Annotated in this window: 14 protein-coding genes and 1 pseudogene; 10 read left to right on the plus strand and 5 right to left on the minus strand. The window is 45.9% G+C overall.

Going from position 1 to position 25,575, the window contains the following annotated elements; genetic code table 11:
- Positions 1–87: 87 nt before the first annotated feature.
- From dprA to Q5076_RS15300, 3 genes are read right to left on the minus strand one after another with little or no spacing between them, the layout of a single operon-like run.
- Positions 88–1,212 carry a DNA-processing protein DprA gene (gene dprA, locus Q5076_RS15290; protein ID WP_303014475.1) on the minus strand — a complete coding sequence of 375 codons (1,125 nt, stop codon included), beginning with the start codon at positions 1,210–1,212 and terminating at the stop codon, positions 88–90.
- Positions 1,209–1,610, minus strand: a complete 402-nt coding sequence (locus Q5076_RS15295) for a thioesterase family protein (RefSeq protein ID WP_303014476.1) — start codon at positions 1,608–1,610, stop codon at positions 1,209–1,211. Before Q5076_RS15295 ends, dprA begins: the two co-directional genes overlap by 4 nt.
- 32 nt (positions 1,611–1,642) lie before the next feature.
- Positions 1,643–2,932, minus strand: a complete 1,290-nt coding sequence (locus tag Q5076_RS15300) for a peptidase U32 family protein (RefSeq protein WP_303014477.1) — start codon at positions 2,930–2,932, stop codon at positions 1,643–1,645.
- Positions 2,933–3,055: 123 nt separating this feature from the next.
- On the opposite strand from Q5076_RS15300, the gene dusB reads away from it, so the two are divergent.
- Positions 3,056–4,042 (plus strand): tRNA dihydrouridine synthase DusB, encoded by a 987-nt coding sequence (gene dusB / locus Q5076_RS15305; RefSeq protein ID WP_303014478.1) that lies wholly within the window; start codon positions 3,056–3,058, stop codon positions 4,040–4,042.
- A gap of 53 nt (positions 4,043–4,095) precedes the next feature.
- On the opposite strand, the gene Q5076_RS15310 is transcribed toward dusB, so the two are convergent.
- Together Q5076_RS15310 and Q5076_RS15315 are read right to left on the minus strand one after the other, a co-directional pair.
- Positions 4,096–5,061: a phosphatase PAP2 family protein gene (locus Q5076_RS15310; protein ID WP_303014479.1), complete on the minus strand. Its 966-nt coding sequence runs from the start codon at positions 5,059–5,061 to the stop codon at positions 4,096–4,098.
- Positions 5,052–6,059, minus strand: coding sequence for an NAD(P)-dependent oxidoreductase (locus tag Q5076_RS15315; RefSeq protein WP_303014480.1), 1,008 nt, complete (start codon positions 6,057–6,059; stop codon positions 5,052–5,054). Before Q5076_RS15315 ends, Q5076_RS15310 begins: the two co-directional genes overlap by 10 nt.
- A gap of 366 nt (positions 6,060–6,425) precedes the next feature.
- Between Q5076_RS15315 and rnr the strand changes: the two genes are divergently transcribed.
- The 9 genes and pseudogenes from rnr (at position 6,426) to Q5076_RS15360 (ending at position 25,444) form a co-directional block, all read left to right on the plus strand.
- On the plus strand, positions 6,426–8,582 hold the full coding sequence (gene rnr, locus Q5076_RS15320; RefSeq protein WP_303014481.1) for a ribonuclease R: 2,157 nt from the start codon (positions 6,426–6,428) through the stop codon (positions 8,580–8,582).
- 258 nt (positions 8,583–8,840) lie between these two features.
- Positions 8,841–9,320, plus strand: coding sequence for a pyridoxamine 5'-phosphate oxidase family protein (locus Q5076_RS15325; RefSeq protein WP_303014482.1), 480 nt, complete (start codon positions 8,841–8,843; stop codon positions 9,318–9,320).
- Positions 9,317–13,384 (plus strand): two-component regulator propeller domain-containing protein, encoded by a 4,068-nt coding sequence (locus Q5076_RS15330; RefSeq protein WP_303014483.1) that lies wholly within the window; start codon positions 9,317–9,319, stop codon positions 13,382–13,384. The genes Q5076_RS15325 and Q5076_RS15330 overlap by 4 nt, the downstream gene beginning before the upstream one ends.
- 408 nt (positions 13,385–13,792) lie before the next feature.
- Positions 13,793–16,972 carry a SusC/RagA family TonB-linked outer membrane protein gene (locus Q5076_RS15335; protein ID WP_303014484.1) on the plus strand — a complete coding sequence of 1,060 codons (3,180 nt, stop codon included), beginning with the start codon at positions 13,793–13,795 and terminating at the stop codon, positions 16,970–16,972.
- A 12-nt stretch (positions 16,973–16,984) separates the two neighbouring features.
- Positions 16,985–18,607: a SusD/RagB family nutrient-binding outer membrane lipoprotein gene (locus Q5076_RS15340; protein ID WP_303014485.1), complete on the plus strand. Its 1,623-nt coding sequence runs from the start codon at positions 16,985–16,987 to the stop codon at positions 18,605–18,607.
- Positions 18,608–18,642: 35 nt separating this feature from the next.
- A complete protein-coding gene (locus Q5076_RS15345; RefSeq protein WP_303014486.1) occupies positions 18,643–19,023 on the plus strand; it encodes a hypothetical protein in 381 nt (126 codons plus the stop codon).
- 20 nt (positions 19,024–19,043) lie between these two features.
- Entirely contained in the window at positions 19,044–20,678 is a 1,635-nt protein-coding gene (locus Q5076_RS15350; RefSeq protein ID WP_303014487.1) for a cellulase family glycosylhydrolase, read from the plus strand.
- A gap of 43 nt (positions 20,679–20,721) precedes the next feature.
- Positions 20,722–23,034 (plus strand): annotated as a pseudogene (locus Q5076_RS15355) (glycoside hydrolase family 3 N-terminal domain-containing protein).
- A 7-nt stretch (positions 23,035–23,041) separates the two neighbouring features.
- A complete protein-coding gene (locus Q5076_RS15360; protein WP_303014488.1) occupies positions 23,042–25,444 on the plus strand; it encodes a glycoside hydrolase family 3 N-terminal domain-containing protein in 2,403 nt (800 codons plus the stop codon).
- The last annotated feature ends 131 nt before the right edge of the window (positions 25,445–25,575 follow it).

Here is a 25,575-nt window from a genome sequence, read left to right on the forward strand (position 1 = left end):
TATTAGATTTAAGGTTAACAAAGGTTGGAGCAAGGCGTTGCTCCTTTTTTTATACCCTTATAGGAATATGGAGGTAACCCGCCCGAACTAATCCAACAGTTGATATACTCCCCCCGCCAATACGCGAATCACTCCTTTCATCTCCAAATCAAACAAAAGCGCATTTATTTTCTGAATGGAAATATCCGTTTCCACTACCAGCGTATTAATCTGGAGCTTACCCTGCCTCTCCAGAACAGTGACAATCTTCCGTTCTTCTTCAGACAAATCAAGAAAAAAACTACGCTGTACATTTCCCGTTCTCACGGCATAAGAACCCGTGCCCCATCCCATTGCCTGTACAAAATCCTCCGCAGAAAGAATCATAGAGGCCTTATTATCCCGAATCAATTGATTGCAGCCTTTGGAATATTCGTCAGTAGCACGACCGGGAAAAGCGAAACAGTCGCGTTGATACCCTCCAGCCAGTTCGGCGGTAATCAAAGAGCCTCCTTTCTCGGCAGATTCTATAACGACAGTAGCATCACACATACCTGCCACGATACGGTTGCGACTGACAAAATTATGACGGTCAGGGTTCGTTCCGGATAGAAACTCCGTCAGCAATCCTCCGTTTACAAGCATATCCACAGCTGTTTTCCGATGAACATAAGGATAAATCCGGTCTAATCCGTGCGCAAGTACTCCTACCGTAGAAAACCCGTTAGCCAACGCTTCGCGATGAGCATGGATATCCACCCCGTAAGCAAGTCCGCTGACGACCAACACATCAGGGCACAATACCTTTAAATCCCGTAAAAAAGAAGCGCAAATCCGGATTCCGTAATCGGTAATATGACGGGTTCCCACCACATTTATGATACGTTGGGAATTCAAACCGGCATTCCCCTTGAAGAAAAGAACGGCAGGAGCATCTTCACACTCCCGCAAACGAAAAGGATAAGCCTCATCATGAAAAGTAAGGCAACTAATCCGGTTTTTCCGGATAAATTCATACTCCTGTTCGGCACGGGCAATGGCTCGCGGGCAATCCAATGCCTCTATCACCCGCCGGTTCACTTCAGGCATGCGTTCCGGTATCTCCTTACGCAGACGGAAGATATCAGTGGCGCAACCCATTCCGTCCATCAAACGTTTCGCACCAATATGCCCGATACCAGACACCATTGTCAGGGCAATGCTGTAAATCTGTTCTTCTTCTGTCGTATTCATGCCAGATAAGGGGCAAAGACGTTATCGAACAATTCGCTGTCACTTAAACGCCCGTTTACCACACATACCGTCTCAACAGTGGATTTTACAACTACCTTATTATCGCTTTTACGGAAAATATCCTGATAAAATACATACTTGATGCCCTCCTTTTTCATATATAGCTTGGAAAGGAACACGTCTCCGCTTCTCAAAGGAGTCTTGAATGCCATATTAATACGCGCTACGACCGGGTCAATCCCTTGTTCGTGAAGTGCTGCAAAACGAATGCCTGCCGAAGTCAGAAACTCATGCCGGGTATGTTCCAGATAATGCTGGTAGTTCGCATTGTTGACAATGCCTTGAAGATCGCATTCATAATCACGAACCTTCATTTCCAATTCATAAATGTATTTCATCAAACGAGAATTAAAAAATTAAGAAATAACCGTTACCCTCTTTTCTGCTCGATATCAATCCCTTTGAATTTCTTCAACTCTTCAGTAGACACCAGCTTATACAACTTATCACTGGGACGTATCTTATCTGACTTCATAGAAAAATGTTCTCCCTTTTTGACCGTCTGCACCGGTTTCAGTTCCACACGGGCTTCTTCTAACGTCATAAACAAGGCACCGGTAGTCGGTCCTGTAATAAGGAGTTTATCGCCGACACTGATTTCAGCCGCCTCCACCAGGAACTCGGCAACACCGATATTGGAGAAATATTTAATCCCCTTACCTACATAAATTTTACGTTCCGTTGCCGCAGAACCATAATTACGAGTCCATTCGCCTAAACGCTGCCCCAGATAATAACCGTCCCAAAAGCCGCGATTAAACACAGTTTTCAGGCGTTCGTCCCAAGCCGCAATCTTCTCATCGGTAAACGTCCCTTCCAAATAGGCTTTGATAGCTTCCTTATAGCATTCCACTACCGTACGTACATACTCCGGTCCACGGGCACGGCCCTCAATCTTGAATACGCGCACCCCTGCATCCATCATCTTATTCATGAAATGAATCGTTTTCAAATCCTTCGGAGACATGATATATTCGTTATCGATGTCCAACTCTACATCTGTTTCCTTATCACGAACCGTATATGAACGACGGCATACCTGCATGCAAGCGCCGCGGTTGGCCGAATGGTTCATTTCATGCAAAGAGAGGTAACACTTACCCGAAACAGCCATGCAAAGCGCACCGTGACAGAACATTTCGATACGGATCAGCTCTCCTCCGGGCCCGCAGATATTTTCCTCTTTAATCTGACGGTAAATTTCCGCCACCTGCTCCAAATTCAGTTCACGTGCTAAAACAACTACGTCGGCAAATTGGGCATAGAACTTCAAAGCCTCGGCATTGGAAATATTCAACTGCGTAGAAAGATGTACCTCCTGCCCTATCCGGCGCGCATAATTCATCACAGCGACATCGGCAGCAATCACGGCGGAAATTCCCGCCTCTTTTGCCGCATCAACAATGGTGCGCATCAAAGGGATGTCTTTGTCATAGATAATCGTGTTGACCGTCAGATAGCTTTTCATTCCATGTCCGTCGCAGGTACGGGCAATCTCCCTCAAATCGTCAATCGTGAATGTATTAGCCGAACGGGCGCGCATATTCAGGTTTTCTATACCGAAATAGATAGAATCGGCACCTGCCTGAATAGCCGCAGCAAGAGATTCGCGCGAACCGACAGGAGCCATTATTTCAAAATCTTTCAAACTAAGACTCATAGAATATATACTTATTTGTATCAGTTAAGCAAATGAATGCGTACAAAGGTAGGCTTTTTTCCGTATTTTTGCAGCGAAAACAAAAAGTTACTTAACCGTAAACAGCAAATAATAAAATCATATATGAAGATTGGCCCTATAGATTTGGGTGAACAACCCGTTCTGCTTGCTCCTATGGAGGATGTGACGGACCCTGCTTTCCGCCTGATGTGCAAAAGGTTCGGAGCGGACATGGTCTATACCGAGTTCGTATCGAGCGACGCATTGATTCGCGCCGTCAGCAAAACAGCACAGAAGCTCGGCATCAGCGATGAAGAACGTCCCGTCGCTATTCAAATTTACGGAAAAGACACGGAAACAATGGTAGAGGCCGCCCGAATTGTCGAAGAGGCACGCCCCGATGTTCTGGATATCAACTTCGGATGCCCGGTGAAAAGAGTAGCCGGAAAAGGAGCGGGTGCAGGGATGTTGCAGAATATCCCGAAAATGCTGGAGATTACCCGTGCAGTAGTGGATTCCGTAAAAATACCCGTAACTGTAAAAACCCGCTTGGGATGGGATGCAAACAACAGGGTTATCGTAGATTTGGCAGAACGCCTGCAGGATTGCGGCATTGCAGCCCTGACTATACACGGACGTACCCGTGCCCAGATGTACACCGGAGAAGCAGACTGGACACTGATAGGAGAAGTGAAAAATAACCCGCGGATGCATATCCCTATCATCGGCAACGGTGACGTAACCACGCCGCAGCGCTGTAAAGAATGTTTCGACCGATACGGAGTAGACGGCGTAATGATTGGCCGCGCCAGCTTCGGCCGCCCGTGGATATTCAAAGAAATCAAGCATTATCTCAGAACCGGCGAAGAATTGCCGCCTGCCGGTTTCAACTGGTACATGGATGTGCTCCGTCAGGAAGTGATTGACAGTGTCAACCTGCTCGACGAACGCAGAGGTATCCTTCACGTACGCCGCCATCTGGCTGCCAGCCCCTTATTCAAAGGGATTCCCAACTTCCGCAATACCCGTATCGCCATGCTACGGGCGGAGACAAAAGAAGAGCTTTTCCGGATATTCGACGAAATACCCGCAATGATAACATCAAGTTAGAAGATTACCTTAACCTGCATCGTGCCCGTACTAACAAGGATATCGCCCACCATCTATTTAAACATAGGCTGGGCGAACCATTTTTTGAACATCCAGGTTACCACCACATACAACAGGAAGGCGGAAAAGAAACCCACAACCGCATCAATGACATAATGTGCCTGAATATATACGGTAGCCCCACAAAGCAGCATGTAAAAAGGAATCAGGCAGGCAAATAACTTTTTACTGCCTCGCCAAGCCATAATCATCAGAATGGTGGAAATGCCGACGTGTGAGCTTGGGAACGCCGCCGTAGGCCGCTCTCCCACCTGTTGGGAACTCTCCACCAAACTATAAAAAAATCCGTGCTGGTATCCCGGTCCGGGAAGCAACTCCTGATGGTGATTGAAATAATCGCCAATGGCAGGAAAAATTCCTTTGGACACATTATCAAAACCGATGGCGGGAAAATAAAACTGGGGACCTGCAACAGGAACGAATATATAGAACAAATAATATATAAAAAAAGAAGTGACGAGCACAAAAGACATTTTTTCGAACCACTCGAATTTATAAATGAAATAAAACAACGCCACAATCAGCATCATCGGATAATAAAAGAAATACCCCATATTAAACGCTTCACTCACCAGAAGATGGGGAAACGTATGGCAAAACCAGATAGCAGGCTGTCCGCCGAAAACAAATTGTTCGGCAGCCGCAAAAATATGGTCTAAATTCGGGAAGAAACGATTGAACTCGAAAGTATCCGGATACCAGTAAGAAAGAAGGCTCATCTGAATGACGATACGTACAAATGCCGAGAACTTGCAAGGAGCAAGACGATAAAGGTACATCAACAGGAAAGTCATCGCAGCAATCATAGCCCTATCCAGCAACATGTGCCAAGGATGGTCCATCCGCTGAAACAGGAATAGAATCAGTATGGAGGTCAACAGATTGTAAATCAAAGTAATCTTCTCCACAGCAAACAACCCTTTCCGGGTTTCCACTCGCTTAAATAAGTCTAAAGCCATCCTTCGTTTTTATACCAGGCAATGGTTTCACGGACCCCTTTTTCCAAATCATATTCCGGTGCGTATCCCAACTCGTCCATCACAGGGGTTATGTCACATCGCCAGTTACGTTGTTTCATTATCTGATATTTATCTGAGTTCAGTGTACTGCTCTTTCCTGAACGTGTAGCAATGAATTCAGCAAGCAAAGATATAACTTTTAGCACAATTAACGGGCATTTCAAATGAAGAACAAACGGATTACCTAATTCTTTTTGTATCAGAGCAGAAAACGTACGGCTTCTATACACATTCCCATCTGTCAGGAAATAGGCTTTCCGGGTCACTTTTTTCTCCATGCCAAGAAAAATCGCCTGTACAATATCTTTCACATAGACAAAAGTAAGGTCCTGGCGACGAAAACCTACCGAGAAATCGACATGTTTCCGAATAGACTTCGCCATCAGAAAATAATCCGATTCGCGCGGCCCGTAAACTCCCGTAGGACGATAAATGACATAAGGAAAACCTGGGATACTCTGAATATAAAGTTCCGCTTTCAACTTACTGAAACCATAAGCCGTATTGGGCATCGGTGTATCGTCCGCCTCAATCGGAGTATAATCTTTTTCACGTACAGGCCCAAATACGCTCAACGTACTGATGTATATAAATTGCTTCGGAACCATATCCAACGCCTTCAACGTATCAACAAAATACTTGGTCTGAAGATAATTCACATAATCAAAGTCCCTTTTGTCAGGACATTTTGTAACACCGGCACAGTGGACAATATAATCGAACTTGTTATAAGTGCCTTTATGACCGGAAAGTTGGGCATGAAGTTCATTCGGATGAGAAAAGTCCAGTTCCAGAAAATGTATTTTCTTGTTTTTCAGATATTTCCTGCTGCTTGTAGAACGGATTCCCGCCCATACCCCGAATTCTCGTTTCAATGCTTCTTCCACAATGAAACTCCCTATAAAACCACTTGCACCTGTAACTAAAATACTCTCCATTACTATTTCCTAGGTTCTAATTAAAGCACTTCTACCAAACATAATTCCTAAAACGCGATATGGCCTGTTTCTCCGCAAGAAAAAGGCCGGTCCGCCATACATTCTCTCGATTCCCAAAAATACAATGCGACAAAGATACGATAAATATAAAACAGAATCTACAAAATCCGACAAGAATCAAGAAAACACATCCGAGAGGCGTGTCCCTCTCTTTTTTAATCATAATCCCTCCGTTTTTCCTTATCCGGTTCAAGACTTCGCGGGAATGCAAACAAAAAATAAACCAACCTTAACAACAAACTAATCAAAAATTTACTTACTTTGTATCCTTATCAATGATTAAGCTACTAATAAACTCCATACATTATGGCGAAAAAGAAAGAAAAGAAAGAGAAAAAAGCCGGTAAAAGAATGAATAAGAAAGAGCTGGCAGCATTACTAATAGACTTTTTCCATGCCAAAACCAACGAGACCTTGAGTATGAAATATATTTTCTCGGAGTTGCGTCTCACCACCCATCCGCAGAAAATGTTATGTGTCGACATATTGCATGAACTCCTGGACGATGACTACATTTCCGAAGTTGAAAAAGGGAAGTTCCGTCTAAATAACCACGGTACGGAAATGACAGGAATTTTCCAACGAAAGAGCAACGGGAAAAATTCTTTTATCCCTGAAGGAGGGGGGGAACCGATATTTGTCGCCGAACGCAATTCGGCGCATGCCATGAACAATGACAAAGTAAAGATAGCTTTCTATGCCAAACGGAAAAACAGGGAAGCCGAAGGAGAAGTTATCGAAATACTGGAACGGGCCAATGACACCTTTGTCGGGACATTGGAAATTACCAAATCTTATGCATTCCTAGTAACGGAAAACCGTACGCTTGCCAATGATATTTTTATTCCGAAAGACAAGCTGAAAGGAGGGAAAAATGGCGATAAAGCCATCGTGAAAGTAACCGAATGGCCGGACAAGGCAAAGAACCCCATCGGACAGGTAATAGACATACTAGGCAAAGCCGGTGACAACACAACGGAGATGCATGCTATCCTTGCCGAGTTCGGCTTGCCGTATGTGTACCCGAAAACAGTAGAAACCGCAGCAGAAAAAATCCCGGCAGAAATTACTCCGGAAGAGATTGCCAAACGTGAAGATTTCCGCCAAATAACAACTTTCACCATCGACCCGAAAGATGCCAAAGACTTTGACGATGCCCTCTCTATCCGTAAATTGAAAGAGGGTATATGGGAAGTCGGCGTACACATTGCTGACGTGACGCACTACGTAAAAGAGGGAGGAACCATTGACAAAGAAGCAGAAAAACGGGCGACCTCCGTTTATCTGGTAGACCGTACCATACCGATGCTGCCCGAAAGATTATGTAATTTCATCTGTTCGCTTCGTCCGAATGAAGAAAAGCTTGCCTTCTCGGTCATTTTTAACATTACCGAGAAAGGAGACATCAAAGACTCGCGTATCGTACATACGGTGATCAATTCCGACCGTCGTTTCACTTATGAGGAAGCGCAACAAATCATAGAAACTAAAGAAGGGGACTTCAAAGAGGAGATACTCACCCTGGATACTATCGCCAAAGCACTCCGCGAAAAACGTTTCGCAGCGGGAGCCATCAATTTTGACCGTTACGAAGTGAAATTCGAGATTGACGAGAAAGGGAAACCAATCAGTGTTTACTTCAAAGAATCAAAAGATGCCAACAAACTGGTGGAAGAATTCATGTTGCTCGCCAATAAAACTGTAGCAGAAAAAATAGGACGTGTACCGAAAAACAAGAAAGCCAAGGTGCTTCCTTACCGTATCCATGACCTGCCCGATCCGGAAAAACTGGAAAACCTGTCACAATTTATCGCCCGTTTCGGTTACAAAGTCCGTACCAGCGGAACAAAATCCGACATCTCGAAATCCATCAATCATTTGCTGGACGACATACACGGGAAGAAAGAGGAGAACCTGATTGAAACCGTATCCATCCGTGCCATGCAGAAAGCCCGTTATTCTACGCATAATATCGGTCACTACGGACTGGCATTCGAATATTACACCCACTTTACTTCACCCATCCGCCGTTTTCCGGACATGATGGTACACCGTCTGGTAACAAAGTATATGAATGGAGGACGCAGCGTATCCGAAACTAAGTACGAAGCTCTCTGCGACCACAGTTCGAACATGGAACAAATTGCAGCCAACGCCGAACGCGCTTCCATCAAATACAAACAGGTGGAATTCATGGGCGAACGTCTGGGTCAAGTTTACGACGGCGTTATCTCCGGGGTTACCGAATGGGGACTCTACGTAGAACTGAACGAGAACAAATGCGAAGGTCTGGTTCCTGTCCGTGATTTGGATGACGATTATTACGAATTCGATGAAAAGAACTATTGTCTTCGCGGACGTCGAAAAAATAAAATCTATAGTCTGGGAGACGCCATCACCGTTCGTGTAGCCCGCGCTAATCTGGAAAAGAAACAATTGGACTTTGAATTAATAGAAAAATAAGTTTGACCCTATAAAGAAGTAAAGCTGAAAAGATTTGAAGGGTGTATCCAATGTCAGAAAGACCTATAATTCTGTCATTAGATACACCCTTTATTCAAAACACAAAGCGAGCCAACTTCCCATAACATACCAACAGACTCCGTTACCAACTACACAAACCAACAAAGACAACGAGAAAAAAGTCTGCATAGATTTGTGTAATCAATCGTAAGTCTGTACTTTAGCATCTCATTTTAATTATTCTTACTATTATAATCTATGAAAACTGTCATTATCGAAGACAAACAACGAATCGAGTCCATTATCCTCCATTGCGATGCCTGCTTTGTAGGTATCACAGATTTAGAAGGTAATCCCTACGTAGTTCCGATGAACTTCGGTTATGAGAATGGCATCCTATATCTTCATTCGGGTCCCGAAGGCAGCAAGTTGGAGATGTTGGAACATAATAATAATGTCTGCATCACTTTCAGTACCGGGCATAAGCTTGTATATCAGCACGAAAAAATAGCATGCAGTTACAGTATGCGTTCCGAAAGTGCAATGTGCCGGGGAAAAGTGACATTCATAGAAGATATGGATGAAAAACGCCGGGTATTGGATATTATCATGCGCCATTACACGGATAGTGAGTTCAACTATTCCGAACCTGCCGTGCGCAATGTCAAAGTATGGCAAGTGCCCATCGAGCAGATGACGGGAAAAGTCTTCGGTTTGCGAGCCAACGAAAAGCCATGAAACGTTTTCCGGCTCTCTGCCTGTTGACCATCTTCCTTCTGTTACCTGCCCTTTCCATTTTCGCACAATCAGAAAAGCAGGTAAACAGCCACTCTTTTACCTATCAATACCTCACCACCAAGGAAGGATTAAGCAACCAGCGCGTATTCTCCATCCTCGAAGACAAGAAAGGCTTCATCTGGATTTCAACACGTTCAGGGGTGGACTGCTTCAATGGAAGAACCGTAAAAAACTACAGCCTTTTCGGCGAAGACATCATCGTTGACGGAGCCGGACGTATGATCTACCTCACGAAAGACTCACACGAAACACTCCGGGCATATACAAGTGCCGGTAAAGTATTCAAATATGATCCCATCTCCGACGCCTTCACGCTGGAGATTGACGTAGCGGAACTAACGGAAAGCGGAATCTTTCTCAACAATCTCTTCATCGACTCATCCGACCGTTTCTGGTTCGGACTGAAAAACGGTTTGTTCTGCTACGACAGCACCAACCGGCACATAGAGAATATACTGAAAAAGAAATGTATCAACACCATCCATTTCTCACCGTCCGACGAAACCCTGTATATCGCCACTACCGAAGGATTATATAAACGCAACCAGCAGAATGGAATAATTACCACCCTATTGCCCGAGTGTTACATCCAGTCCGTTTTCTACGATCCCGCAACCCACTTGCTCTGGATAGGAACGTTCAACTCCGGAGTAAAAGTGCAGGATACCCGTACCGGAGATTTCCTGTCGAACGAATCACTAAACCAGCTGCCACACCTCCCCTACCGTTCCATCATCCCCTACGACCCACAAACATTATTGCTGGGAGTAGACGGAGCAGGAGTCTATGCAGCCACCCGTGATGCCGGACACTCCTGGCCCTTCCTCAATGCGAACCTGGAAGAAGAAGGAGAATTGAAAGGAAACGGCATTTATGCCCTCTGCAAAGACAGTTCTTCCAATCTATGGATCGGCAGTTATACAGGAGGCGTAGCCTACGCCAATCCGAAGAAATATCTCTTCGAACTTACCCAACATGAATACAAAAACCCGCAATCACTGATAAACAACCACGTCAACGCTATCCTCGAAGATCATGAAGGCGACTTATGGTATGCCACCAACCAGGGAATCAGTGTACACCTGCTAAAGTCCGGAACCTGGAAACACTTCCTGAAAGAAAACGTATTCCTGACTCTCTGTAACGATGAAAACGGGAATGTATGGACCGGAGGTTACGGCACAGGCGTCTACTGCCTCAACAAACATACAGGCATCCGCCAGCATCTCACCACCGAACGTCCCGGCACATTGACCACAAACTACATTTACTCAATCGTAGAAGACAACAACAAGAATCTATGGTTTGGCGGCATGTATGGCAACCTCATCCGATATACCCCGTCTCAAGCAGGGAAAGCGGAACAGTTCGCTTCCTACGGCATTACGCTCATCAACTCGATAACCACAGTCGGCAAAGACACGATAGCCCTTGCCACGGCCAACGGGCTCTACCTGTTGAACAAACAAACCGGCAATTTCAAACAATATTTCACCTCGCCCTCCAATGCCGACACCCGGAGCAACAGCTTCATCTACTCCATGTATTTCCCCACCCCCGATAAAGTGTGGTTCGGCACAGACGGAGGAGGCATCAACTTATTAGACCTGAAAACAGGCAAAGCCGTCACCTACTCCACAGCAAACGGCCTTCCTTCCAACTATATATACAGCATCCTTCCCGACAACAAAGGACACCTATGGCTTAGCACAGACAAGGGACTGGCCTACATCACCACCTCCCCCTCTCCCGCAATAACCAACATCGGCTTCCTCGACGGACTGGCAAATGAATTTAACTTCATGTCCTACACCCGTCTAAGAAACGGAGACTTCGTCTACGGAAGTACCAACGGCGCCGTGCGCTTCAACCCGGAAAACTTTACCCGTCCCCTTTACGAAGCCCCCTTGTTGTTCACTTCCTTCGAAGTTCCGCAAAAGTCACGTGAAAAGACCGAAGAGAAAAAGATTCAATTCAACCGGATGCTGAACGAAGGAAAAACGATCGAGTTGAAATACAACGAGAATTCTTTTCTCATTTCCTTTATCTCCGTCTCTTACCAGTATCAACAAGACATCCACTACAGCTACCAACTGGAGGGTTTCGAACAAAACTGGAGTGCTCCTACCAACGAATTAAGCATCCGTTATACCAATATTCCTCCGGGCAATTATACGTTCCGCGTAAAAAGCATGAGCAAAAACGGCGGACAGCAACTGGACGAGCAAACCATCCGCATACACATTGCGCAGCCTTACTGGAATACAGCAATCGCCTGGCTGATATACATCATCCTGCTGGCAGGCATCACCTATTTCATCTGGCGTTTCTTTGCCAACAAGATGGAGAAAAAGCACTTCTCCGAAAAGATACAGTTCTTTATCAACACCGCCCATGACATCCGCACTCCGGTGACGCTTATCATGGCCCCGCTTAACGATTTAAGCAAGGAGGACGGACTGTCCGGAGAAGGGAAACGATACCTCCAGATAGCCCGCAAGAACACGGAAAAGCTATACAACTTAATCACGCAACTACTCGACTTCCAGAAGATAGACACAACACATCTCACACTTCAGGTTGCAGCGTACGATTTGAAATCATACTTGCAGGAAAAAGTGCTTAACTTCCAGTCCCTTTGCGAAAGCAAACAAATCCGGATGGAACTATCAGTGCCCGAAGCCCCCGTCTCACTTTGGATGGATAAAGACAAAGCAGACAAAATATTCGATAACCTGTTATCGAATGCAGTGAAGTACACCCCTGCCGGCGGAACTATTTCAATCACAATAGAACAGAATGATAAAAAGATAACCGTAGAGGTCAAAGACAGCGGTATCGGTATTCCGCGTAAAGCACAACGGTATATCTTCTCCAATTTCTACCGTGCCGAAAATGCCGTCAACTCCAAAGAAACCGGAAGCGGCATCGGATTACTGCTGACCCGTCGCCTGATGAAACTACATAAAGGAAACATCTCCTTTACTAGCAACGAGGGCGAAGGTTCCACCTTCCTGCTCACTTTCCGAAAAGGGAACCGCCATCTGGCACGCTACATCTTGTCGGGGAAAACATCTCCTCTATCTACCTTCCTAACGGATATATCCACAGAAGACAATAGCAGCGAACTATCACCGGAGGTAAATACAGACCGGGAAACAGGAACCGTTCAGCATACAGACCGATACGATGAAAACGAGCCGAACCAGACAACCCATGCTGCCAAAGAACGAATCTTGATTGTAGAGGACAACGACGAACTGCGTTTCTACCTGAAAAAGACATTTTCTTCCATTTACACCGTCATCGACAAAGCCGACGGAGAATCGGCACTGGAATATCTGCAAGGAGCATCAGTAGACTTGATTATCTCCGACGTCATGATGCCGGGCATTCAAGGGGACGAATTGTGTCGTCAGCTCAAATCGGAATTCACCACCTCGCATATCCCCGTCATCCTATTGACTGCCAAAACGGAGAAAGACGCCATCCTCGAAGGATTGGAAAGCGGAGCGGACGATTATCTCACCAAGCCTTTCGATACGGAGATCCTGAAGACTAAAATAAAAGGAGTATTACAGAACCGCAAGATTATGCGGCAGTATTTCCTTTCTCATTCGCTCAATTCCATTCCTGCTACGGGGCAAAGCGAAGAGAAAGAGGACACCGAATGTGCCAACCTCCTATCTCCCATGGACAAAGAGTTTTTGGAACGTTGCACAAAGCTCGTTACTGAAAATCTGGCCAACCCGGATTTCACCATCAACCAGCTCTCCCGTGAGCTGGCATTAAGCCGTACTATATTCTACGAAAAACTGAAAGCCCTGACAGGGCAGGCGCCTAACGAATTTATCAGACTCATGCGCATGACAGAAGCTGCCAATCTATTAAAACAGCAGATTCCGGTGCAGGAAGTCGCTCTTTTAGTTGGTTTCACAGATTCCAAGTACTTTAGTACAGCATTCAAGAAGCATTACGGAGTACCTCCAAGCAAGTTTCTTTAGAAAAAAGATTATCGATATTTACCCTCATCCTGTCCTGAATGTCATTCTGCTCCCCTGCAATACATAGGATATTCAATCGATATACATCTGTTATCTACCCGTTATACATCTAGTTACTGATATCGTTAGTCTCCCACGGCAGTGAAAGACTAATGATATCAGTACTCTAATGGAAAGATACCGGTAACCGGATGAAAGAATCCCCTATACATTACGACCTGGAAACACGGTTATAAGTTTATTATAAAAGCTACTCCCTCTTCCAATACCAAATACTTGCGGCATAAAAAGACGAATAAGATGTAAATCCGATAGTTTTTCAACCTATTCCGATAGCTTTCAAACCCGTTCTGACACGATAACACCCTATATTTGCGATATTATCACCAATCTAATAATCTAATTAAGATGAAAAAGCAGTTAACCCTATTTCTTTGTCTGTTGCTATTCATACCCATATATGGATATGCGGAAGACGAAGTAATTCATCAAGTTGTACAGCAAACTACCAAAGTAAAAGGTACTGTTACGGATGAACAAGGCGAGCCGTTAATCGGAGCCAGCATCGCCGTTAAAGGTACTTCGCAGGGAGTGATTACCGACTTCAACGGTCAATTCAGCATCGACGCTTCCAAAAATGCTACATTAATAGTCAGTTATGTAGGTTATCGTTCGGAAGAAGTACAGGTGAAAGGACAATCCAATCTTAAAATTGTCTTGAAAGAAGACAGCAAAATCATCGACGAAGTAGTTGTTACCGCACTGGGTATCAAGCGTGAACGGAAAGCACTCGGCTATTCCATCGGTGAAGTGAAAGGTGAAGAACTTGAAAAAGCAAAGGAAACCAATGTCATCAACTCGCTGGCAGGAAAGATTCCTGGACTGGTTATCAGCCAGACTGCCGGAGGCCCCTCCGGTTCATCCAGAGTGATCGTTCGCGGTAGCACGGAGATGACAGGAAACAATCAACCGCTTTATGTGGTGGACGGAGTGCCTTTGGACAACAGCAACTATGGCAGTGCCGGACAATACGGAGGTTATGACCTCGGCGACGGTATTTCCAGCATCAACCCGGACGATATTGAAAGCATGTCCGTATTGAAAGGCCCGGCGGCATCTGCCTTGTACGGTAGCCGCGCTTCTCACGGTGTGATTCTTATCACTACGAAGAAAGCAAATACCAAAAAGAAATTTGCAGTGGAACTGAACAGTACCACTACTTTCGAGAAACAATTAACGAAGTGGGACGATGTACAGTACGTCTACGGTCAGGGAACCGGCGGACGCATCAACGGTACGGACGACCAGTATTCTTCGAACAAAAACTGGGGACCGAAGATTGATCCGGGACTGAACCTGACGTATTTCGACGGAGTGACCCGCCCGTATGTTGTCATTCCCAACAATATCGACGGTTTCTTCAGAACCGGTATGACCACTACCAACACAATCGTTGTCAGCACCGTGAAAGATGACACGGGTATCCGCGCCACTTATACGGATATGCGCAACAAAGACATTCTTCCAAACACGAAGATGAGCCGTAACACGCTGAATCTGCGTGCCAACACTACGATCAACAAGAAAGTAGACCTCGACTTCAAGGTGACTTATACCCGTGAAGACGTAAAGAACCGTCCCGCACTGTCTGACCACCGTGCCAACCCTGCCAAGAACCTGATGTCTCTGGCAACGACCTACGACCAGAAATGGCTGCGCGACAACTACAAAGATGCTGACGGAAACTACTACGACTGGAACGGACGCGACGTTTGGAACCTCAACCCTTACTGGGTGCTCAACGAAATGACCAATGAATCGGGAAAAGACAAGTTCATGGGTTCGGCACTGGTACGTTACAACGTCAACGAACACTTCAAGATTCAAGTCACCGGGGGTGCGGACATCAGCTTCATGAACTTCCAGGACTATGCAGCCCCCACCTCACCGGGATTTGAACAGGGACAGTTGCAAATCAGCGATTTCAGAAACAGAATGTATAACGTAGAAGCATTGGCCATTTACAACAACAGTTATAAGAAATTCGACTATGGAGTAACCATCGGCGGCAACCTCTACAAAGTGGACAACAAAACACAGATTGTAACTGCCAAAGAGATGGTGATGCGTGATGTCATTGCCCTGCAGAGTTTCACAAGCAAAGAGATCACCGAAGGAACCTACCGCAAACAGATTAACTCTCTCTATGGTTCTATCAACCTGGCTTACGGCAACTTCGTCTATCTCGACGCCACACTGCGCGGTGACCACTCTTCCACTCTGCCATCGGGAAACAATACTTATCTATATCCATCGGTATCAGGAAGTTTCCTGTTCTCAGAATTCTTCAAGTTCAATCCGATGCTATTGCCTTACGGTAAAGTGAGAGTTTCATGGGCACAGGTAGGTAGCGATACTGATCCTTACCAATTGGGACTGTCCTACGAACTGTCTCCCAAAAACTATTCAGGGTACGCACTGTCTCAAATCGCCAATACGACGATTCCGAACAAAGACCTGAAACCGACCAAGACCAACTCTGCCGAAGTGGGACTGGAACTGAAATTCCTGAAAAACCGCATCGGACTGGATTTCACCTACTACACCCAAAAAAGTAGTAACCAGATTATGCGCCTCAACACCACAGGAACTTCCGGCTACAACTCCATGCTGATTAATGCAGGAGAAATAGAGAACAAAGGAGTGGAAATCGCACTGAACACACGTCCCATACAGACGAAAGATTTCTCATGGGACTTGAATATCAACTTCTCAAAGAATAGTAATAAGGTAAAAAGATTAGCTTCAGGTATTAAAGAATTTGAATTGGAATCGGCACGTTGGATTAACGTAAAGGTAGCTGCCGTAGAAGGGGAGAACTATGGTTCCATCCTCGGTAAAGACTTCCTTAGAAATGATGCCGGACAGATTATCGTAGATGCTTCTACGGGACTTCCGAAAGTGACGGAAGACTTGCGAGTGCTGGGCAACGCCACCTGGAAATGGACAGGAGGTATCACCACCAACCTGACTTACCGCGACATCTCCCTGTCTGCCATCTTCGATATTAAGGTAGGCGCCGATGTCTATTCCATGTCCGCCCGTTCTTCTTACATGACCGGAAAGGACAAAGCCACTCTTGCAGGACGCGACGGCTGGTATGAATCGGAAGAGCAACGACTGCAAGCCGGAGTGAAAGAAAGCAATTGGGAAGCGACAGGCGGTTATGTAGTAGAGGGCGTGGTAGAAATGCCGGACGGAAGTTTCGCGGAAAACAAGAAGTTTGTCGACCCCGAAGTATATTGGAAACATATAGCCGATCAGACTCCGGTTCCGTTTATCTACGACAACTCTTACGTAAAGGTGCGCGAAATTACGTTGGCTTACCGTCTGCCCAAAAGATGGACTAGCAAGGTGTTTGATGCCGTATCCGTATCGTTCGTGGCACGTAACCCGTTCATCATCTACAAGAACGTACCGAACATCGACCCGGACTCCAACTACAACAACGGCTCGGGTATGGGACTGGAATACGGCTCGCTGCCATCCAGAAGAAGCTATGGTTTCAATGTTAACGTAAAATTCTAATAGTAAGTAATCATGAAAACAATCTATAAAATCGCCTTCGGTATGTTATGTATATGCGGTCTGCTGCTGGGAGCCTGCACCGATTTTGAGGAACTGAATACAGACCCTTCCAAGTCGTCCTCTACCGACCCGAACCAGCAACTGTCTATGATTCAGTTGCAAACATGGGGACATTGGCAAATGTGCCAGCCCTATCCATTCTATCTGGCTGCTTTCGCACAATATATGCAAGGCGACTGGAACACCACCAACTATGGCGGACAGTATCGCAAAAATGATGCGGAAATGGGAAACACATGGAACCTGATGTACCCGGCACTCATCAAGAACATTGTCGACATTCTGGACAAGACCAAGGATAACGAACGGGAAGTGAACATCCACTCTGTTGCCCGTATTTATAAAGTATATCTTTTCTCCATACTGACGGATATGTACGGCGACTGCCCTTACTTCGAAGCGGGTAAAGGCTTTATCACCGGTAACGTAAAACCTGCCTACGACAAACAGGAACTGATATACAAGGATTTCCTGAAAGAACTCGGCGAAGCGGCAGATGCTCTGACCGTCAGTGGTGACAAGGTCACGGGAGATATTATCTTTCAAGGGAATATCGACAAATGGAAACGTTTTGCCAACTCCCTGCACCTGCGCTATGCAATGCGCATCGTAAACGCAGACCCGGAACTGGCTAAAGCAGAAGCCATCAAAGCTGTCGGTCAGGAAGCCGGCCTGATGCAATCGGCCGCTGACGATGCCCTGATTGCTTACACCGATATTCATGACTGGGCATCCAACGAATTCCGCAGAAACGGGCTCGCCCAACTATGGAGAGGTCGCGAAGCATATCCTACGGCTTATCTCTGCAGCACATTCTGGAAGCAACTGGACGCAACTTCCGACCCGCGGCAGTTTGTATTCGGCCGTTGTTATGACGAAAGCTCGGCAAACAATCCATTCGGGCGTGTAGATCTGACGGAGGAAATGCAGAATACGGAAGCTGCCAAGTTTCAGCCTTGCGACCCAGGTTATTTCTGGTACAGCAACGGTACATGGCCGGAGGGGTATTGGAGCAAACTGACTAATAAATGGCAGGACAAAGCTACCCGTCCGCAGCTCAACAACATTTTCCTGAAAGGCGATATGCCCGGAGTGGTTATGACATACGCGGAAACGGAATTATTACTGGCGGAAGCCAAAGCCCGCTGGGCAGGAGACATCACAACAGGTGCCGACGCTTCCACCCATTATAAAAACGGAGTACGCGCAGCCATCCATTTCCTGGAGAAATTCGGTGCCAAGACTTTTGACGATCAGGTCATCGACACCTATCTGCAGGCTAATTCACTACCTGCCAGCGGATTGGATGCACAGCTTACTGCTATCAACACCCAATTATGGATTCTGCACTTCAACAATATCCCCGAAGGATATGCCAACTGGAGAAGAACAGACATTCCGGTGTTGCTTCCTTCTCCCCACTACGGGGCAGTGACGATTGATTCGCAGACTACACCGCTGCGTCTCTGCTACCCGCTCTTTGAAAGTTCGTACAATCCGGAGGGTTATCAATCTGCCATCCAGGCTATGGGAGGCAAAGACGACTGGAATTCACCGGTATGGTGGGACAAATAAACCTAAGATCATCAACACTAAAAGAAAAAACGATTATGAAGAAAATAATATTTATATGCACGTTGCTGGTATCTCTGTTTGCCATGAGTGGTTGCAGCGACGATATAGACACTCCGGTACTGACTACTGACGAATATCCGCGCATACTAGGCCGCTGGCCGGACAAGCAGGAGGATGGCACGTTGGGTAAATTCAGCATTCCATTGAATCAGGTGCTTTCCATCAATGTACAATACACTCCTGCCGAACTATGCGAGGGGACATGGTATCTGGATGGAAGGGAAATTCATAAGGGAGTAGGATTGACGTACATTCCTTCGACTATCGGCACTTTCCACCTCGAACTGATTGTAAAGACTCCGACTAAGGAAACTAGCCGCGAAGCTATTATCGAAGTAACTGAAGCCACAGAATAAACCATTAAAACAAGAATTATATGAAAAAAAGACTTATAATCTATCTGGCCTGTCTGTTTACATGCCTGATAGCCTCCTGTTCCGAAAAAGATGAAGTTATCAGCAACGGAGGAGAACCGCAGAACTATGTTCCTTTTGCCATCAACAAAGGGGTGAATATCAGTAACTGGCTGTCACAGGTAGACGCTATCCCCGCCAACGGCTTCTCACAAGCCGAAGCACAAAAGCTGGCCGGATACGGTTTCGACCACATCCGTCTGCCGATAGACGAAAAACTGTTCTTCACGGAAGACGGTCAGAAGATACCGGAAGCATTCACACTGTTGCACAATGCCATTGGATGGTGCCGGGATGCCGGAATGAAAGTGATTGTAGACCTGCACGTATTGCGCGATCATAACTTCAATACAACGGTCACTACATCGGGCGACCCGATTGAGAGTTTCTACGACACATTTGAAGATATGAAATGGGCGGGATGGTTTGCCAATGGCTCCGGCGTGACGGTGAACAATGTAGATAATCCCAGCAAAAGCGGTATAAACACCAGCAACAGGGTGTTCTCTGTGGTACGAAAATCAGGAGTGGACACTTGGTCGAACGCCAAGAAAAAGGATTTTTCCATTATTCCTGTCGGGTCAGGCAAAATGCAGTTCAAGTACCTGCGCGCCAAAATATACAAAAGCACCAAAAGCACTATTACCGTTGTATTGAGTGACGAGAACAATACGAACGACGGTTACTACGGATATACCAATACTACGGCAAATGAATGGGAAGAAATCGCCGTAGATGTATCCAACTATAACAAAAACTGCGGTCGCGTGGCTCTCCGTCCGGAAGAAGGAGAAACAATGTATTTCGACGATGTATTCTTCTCCGACAGTAAAACTGGTGACAACAAGATCTACCCTGAAAGTGGAACTACCACCGTTGTCCCCAAACTCTGGACAGACAAAGACGCCCAGTACAAATATCTCGACTTATGGAAAACGCTGGCGGAAGAACTGAACCAGTATCCCAACGATCTCGTTGCCTACGAATTATTGAATGAACCGGTAGCCCCTTACGCCTCACAATGGAACTCTCTTTCCGCCCAACTGATTCGTGAACTCCGGCAAACGGAACCCGAACGTAAACTCATCATCGGCTCTAACCGCTGGCAGAGTGTCAACACTTTCAACGAGCTGACTATTCCCGGCGGTGACCCGAATATCATCTTGAGTTTCCACTTCTACAACCCGCATCCCCTCACGCACTACCAAGCCGAGTGGACGGAAGAAAAAGACCTGAATGTACCCATTCACTATCCGGGCGAACTGATAGAAGAGGCGGACTTCAACCAACTATCCGAAGCGATGCAAAAACTGGTGACTCCTTATATGGGAACGTATGATAAAACCACGCTTGAGTCACTCGTATTGAAAGCGGAGATGAAAGCTACCAGTCTCGGCGTACAACTCTACTGCGGTGAATTCGGTTGCTACAAAAAGACTCCGGCCGCCGACAGAATGGAATGGATACGGGACGTAGTATCTATCTTGAAGGATCGTCACATCTCCTACTCTTATTGGGAATATAAAGCAGGATTCGGTTTCTGCGATTCACAAGGAAACGTGATTGAACAGGAGGTACTCGATTTGTTAACTAAATAATAGTCATTCAGATAACAATAATCATTCAAATTTAAAAAGAAATATGCGACAAACATTCATCGCTATGGGAATTTGTTGTGCTATCGGCATTTCCACATTAGCTTGTCAGGATAAAAGCAAAGATTACACCGATCCTACGCTGCCTGTGTCCGAACGTGTCTCCAGCCTGATGTCTCAAATGACATTGGAGGAAAAAGTTGCCCAAATGTGCCAATACGTGGGATTGGAACACATGAAGAAAGCAGAAAAGGATATGTCTGCCGAAGACTTGAAACACAGTCATTCACAGGGTTTCTATCCCAATCTACATTCTTCCGATGTGGAAGAGATGACGAAAAAAGGACTGATTAGCTCGTTCCTGCACGTGGTAAAGGCCGAAGAAGCCAACTATCTGCAATCGCTGGCACAGCAAAGCCGCCTGAAGATTCCACTTCTGATTGGCATTGACGCCATTCATGGAAACGGTTTGTATCGTGGTTCGACCATTTACCCCACTCCTATCGGACAGGCAGCTACTTTTGACCCTGCACTGGTAGAACGGATGTCGCGGGAGACTGCTATTGAAATGCGTGCCAGCGGTATGCACTGGACGTTTACTCCGAACGTGGAAGTGGCACGTGACGCTCGCTGGGGACGTGTGGGCGAAACATTCGGCGAAGATCCCTATCTGGTAGGACAGATGGGGGCGGCTACCGTACGCGGATTCCAGACAAAGGATTTCACGGGAAACGATAAAGTGATTGCGTGTGCAAAGCATCTTGTAGGTGGCAGTCAGCCAGCCAACGGAATCAACGGTGCTCCTGCCGAGTTATCGGAAAGAACGTTGCAGGAGGTATTTTTCCCGCCTTTCAAAGATTGTCTGGAAGCGGGGGTATTTACAGTGATGACGGCTCATAATGAGTTGAACGGGATTCCTTGTCACGGAAACAAGTATCTGATGACGGAAGTATTACGCAATCAGTGGAAGTTTGACGGTTTTGTTGTCAGCGACTGGATGGATATTGAGCGCATGCACGACTATCACAACGTAGCCGAAACGCTGAAAGACGCTTACCGGATCAGTGTAGATGCCGGAATGGGAATGCACATGCATGGACCGGAATTCTACGAAGCTATCATCGAGTGTGTGAAAGAAGGGAGTATTCCTGAAAAGCAGATAGATGCTGCCGTTTCTAAGATTCTGGAAGTTAAATTCAGGTTAGGATTGTTCGAGAATCCGTTTATCGACCTGAAAAAGAAAGATGAAATTGTCTTTAATGAGAAACATCAGCAAACGGCACTGGAAGGAGCGCGGAAGTCTATCGTCCTGTTGAAAAATGAAGGTAATATGCTGCCATTGGATGCTTCGAAATATAAGAAAGTGTTTGTTACCGGACATAATGCCAACAATCAGTCTATCTTAGGTGACTGGGCAATGGAACAGCCGGAAGAACATGTCACTACCGTATTGAAAGGTCTGAAAGCTATCAGTCCCGAAACGAATTATAATTTCCTTGATCTCGGCTAGAATGTACGTTTGCTATCGGACAATCAAATAAAGGAAGCAGTGCAACAGGCACGCAGCTCCGATCTGGCGATTCTGGTGGTAGGAGAAAACTCAATGCGTTATCATTGGAACGAGAAGACGTGTGGAGAGAACAGCGACCGTTACGAGCTTTCTTTGCCGGGACGTCAACAGGAACTGGTGGAAGCTGTGGCTGCTACGGGGGTTCCGACAGTTGTTATCCTTGTCAACGGCCGTCCGCTGACTACCGAATGGATAGATGAAAATATGCCGTGTATCATCGAAGCATGGGAGCCGGGAGTAGCCGGGGGGCAGGCTTTGGCGGAAATTCTTTACGGAAAAGTGAACCCAAGCGGTAAACTGCCGATTACGATTCCAAGAAGCACCGGACAGATTCAATGTATGTACAATCATAAATTTACCAACCATTGGTTTCCGTATGCAACAGGAAATTCATTACCTTTGTACGAGTTCGGTTACGGCTTGAGTTATACGACGTATAAATATGAGAACCTCAAACTGTCTGAAGCAACGACCACTCCTGACAAAAGCGTGAAAGTAACTGTAGATGTCACGAATACCGGAAAAATGGATGGTGAAGAAACGGTCCAGCTCTATATCCGCGACGAATACAGTTCTGCTACTCGCCCTGTAAAGGAGTTGAAGGACTTTGCCCGCATACCTTTGAAAGCAGGAGAAACGAAAGAGGTTTCATTTACTCTTACTCCCGAAATGCTGTCCTACTATGACGCTAATATGCACTATGGAGTGGAAAAAGGAACTTTCAAGATTATGGTGGGAGCTTCTTCAAGAGATACCGATCTGCAAAGCATTATACTTACAGTGAAATAAAATAGATATGAAGAAATTACTATGTCTCGCCCTGTTATTGTCTGCCGGAAGTGTTTATACCGGCAGCGTTTCGGCAAGCAACCAACCTGCCGGTAAGAAATCCGACAACAACTCAAAGGATATATACAAAAAGACCTGGATTGACTTCAACAAGAACGGTGTAAAGGATGTATATGAAGATCCTTCCGCACCTATCGAAGCCCGTATTGCGGATTTGCTTTCGCAAATGACACTGGAGGAGAAGACCTGTCAGATGGCTACTCTCTACGGTTCGGGACGGGTACTGAAAGATGCATGGCCTACCGACGGATGGTCGACAGAAATCTGGAAAGACGGTATCGGGAATATCGATGAGCAGGCCAACGGGCTGGGTAAGTTCGGTTCTGAAATCTCCTATCCGTATGCCAACAGTGTGAAGAATCGCCACACCGTTCAGCGCTGGTTTGTGGAACAGACACGACTGGGTATTCCGGTCGATTTTACCAATGAGGGAATACGCGGATTGTGCCACGACCGGGCTACCATGTTTCCCGCTCAATGCGGGCAAGGTGCCACGTGGAACAAAAAACTAATCCGGGAAATTGCGAAAGTCACTGCTGATGAGGCGAAAGCACTCGGATATACCAATATTTATGCTCCGATTCTGGACATCGCACAAGATCCTCGCTGGGGACGTGTAGTTGAAAGTTACGGAGAAGATCCTTATCTGGTAGGCGAATTGGGTAAGCAAATGATTCTTGGTCTGCAAAGTGAAGGAATCGTTGCCACTCCGAAGCATTTTGCCGTTTATAGTATTCCGGTCGGTGGACGCGATGGAGGTACACGTACCGATCCGCACGTGGCTCCGCGTGAGATGAAAACTCTGTATCTGGAACCATTCCGTAAAGGTATTCAGGAGGCGGGTGCACTGGGCGTCATGAGTTCTTACAATGACTATGACGGGGAGCCTGTTTCCGGAAGTTATCATTTCCTCACAGAAATTCTGCGTCAGCAGTGGGGATTTAAGGGATATGTAGTTTCGGATAGTGAAGCGGTGGAATTTCTGCACACTAAACATCGTATCACTCCGACTGAAGAAGAAATGGCTGCACAAGTGGTAAATGCCGGATTGAATATCCGCACGAACTTCACTCCACCACAGGATTTTATTCTTCCATTGCGTCGTGCTATTAGTGAGGGCAAAGTCTCTCTGCATACGCTCGATCAACGTGTTGGTGAGATTCTCCGTGTTAAGTTTATGATGGGGCTTTTTGATAATCCGTATCCCGGTGATGACCGTCGCCCGGAAGTGGTAGTGCATAATGCCGCCCATCAGGATGTATCTATGAGAGCAGCTTTAGAGTCCATCGTACTTTTGAAGAATGAAAAAGAGATGCTTCCGCTATCCAAGAGTTTTAGCAAAATAGCTGTTATCGGTCCGAATGCGGAAGAAGTGAAAGAACTGACTTGCAGATACGGTCCCGCCAATGCATCTATAAAGACTGTCTATCAGGGAATCAAAGAATATCTGCCCAATGCAGAAGTTCGCTATGCAAAAGGTTGTGATATTATTGATAAGTATTTCCCGGAGAGTGAACTATACAATGTTCCATTAGACACACAGGAGCAAGCGATGATTAATGAAGCCGTAGAATTAGCAAAGGCTTCGGATGTCGCGATCCTTGTATTAGGTGGAAATGAGAAGACGGTTCGGGAAGAATTCTCACGTACCAACCTCGATCTCTGCGGGCGCCAACAGCAATTATTGGAAGCTGTTTATGCCACAGGAAAACCTGTTGTTCTGGTAATGGTAGACGGAAGAGCAGCTACTATCAATTGGGCAAACAAATATGTTCCTGCCATCATTCATGCCTGGTTCCCCGGCGAATTCATGGGAGATGCCATTGCCAAGGTTCTTTTCGGAGACTATAACCCGGGCGGACGTCTGGCAGTTACTTTCCCGAAATCTGTGGGACAGATACCTTTCGCTTTCCCATTCAAACCGGGTTCGGATTCTAAAGGAAAAGTCCGTGTTGCCGGTGTGCTTTATCCTTTCGGATATGGTTTAAGTTATACGACTTTCGGATATTCAGACTTGAAAATCTCCAAACCAGTTATCGGGACACAAGAGAATATCACTCTTTCATGCACTGTAAAGAATACAGGAAAGAGAGCAGGGGATGAAGTGGTCCAGCTTTATATCCGTGATGATTTTAGTAGTGTAACAACCTACGATAAAGTATTACGTGGTTTCGAACGTATTCATTTGCAACCGGGAGAAGAACAAACGGTTAACTTTACCCTTACTCCTCAAGACTTAGGGTTATGGGATAAGAATAATCAGTTTACAGTAGAGCCGGGAAGTTTCTCGGTGATGGTGGGGGCTTCTTCGGAGGATATTCGGTTGAAAGGAAGTTTCGAGGTTCAATAAATCCAAGACATATTTTAGATGAAACAATCTATTATAAAGTAAAATTTTAAATACATTCTAAATAAAATCGGCACTATAAAATATTTTGTGTAAATGTAAAATACGGGATTCAGTATGGGTTCCGTATTTTT

The sequence above is a fragment of the uncultured Bacteroides sp. genome (genome assembly GCF_958445495.1).
Classification (GTDB): domain Bacteria; phylum Bacteroidota; class Bacteroidia; order Bacteroidales; family Bacteroidaceae; genus Bacteroides.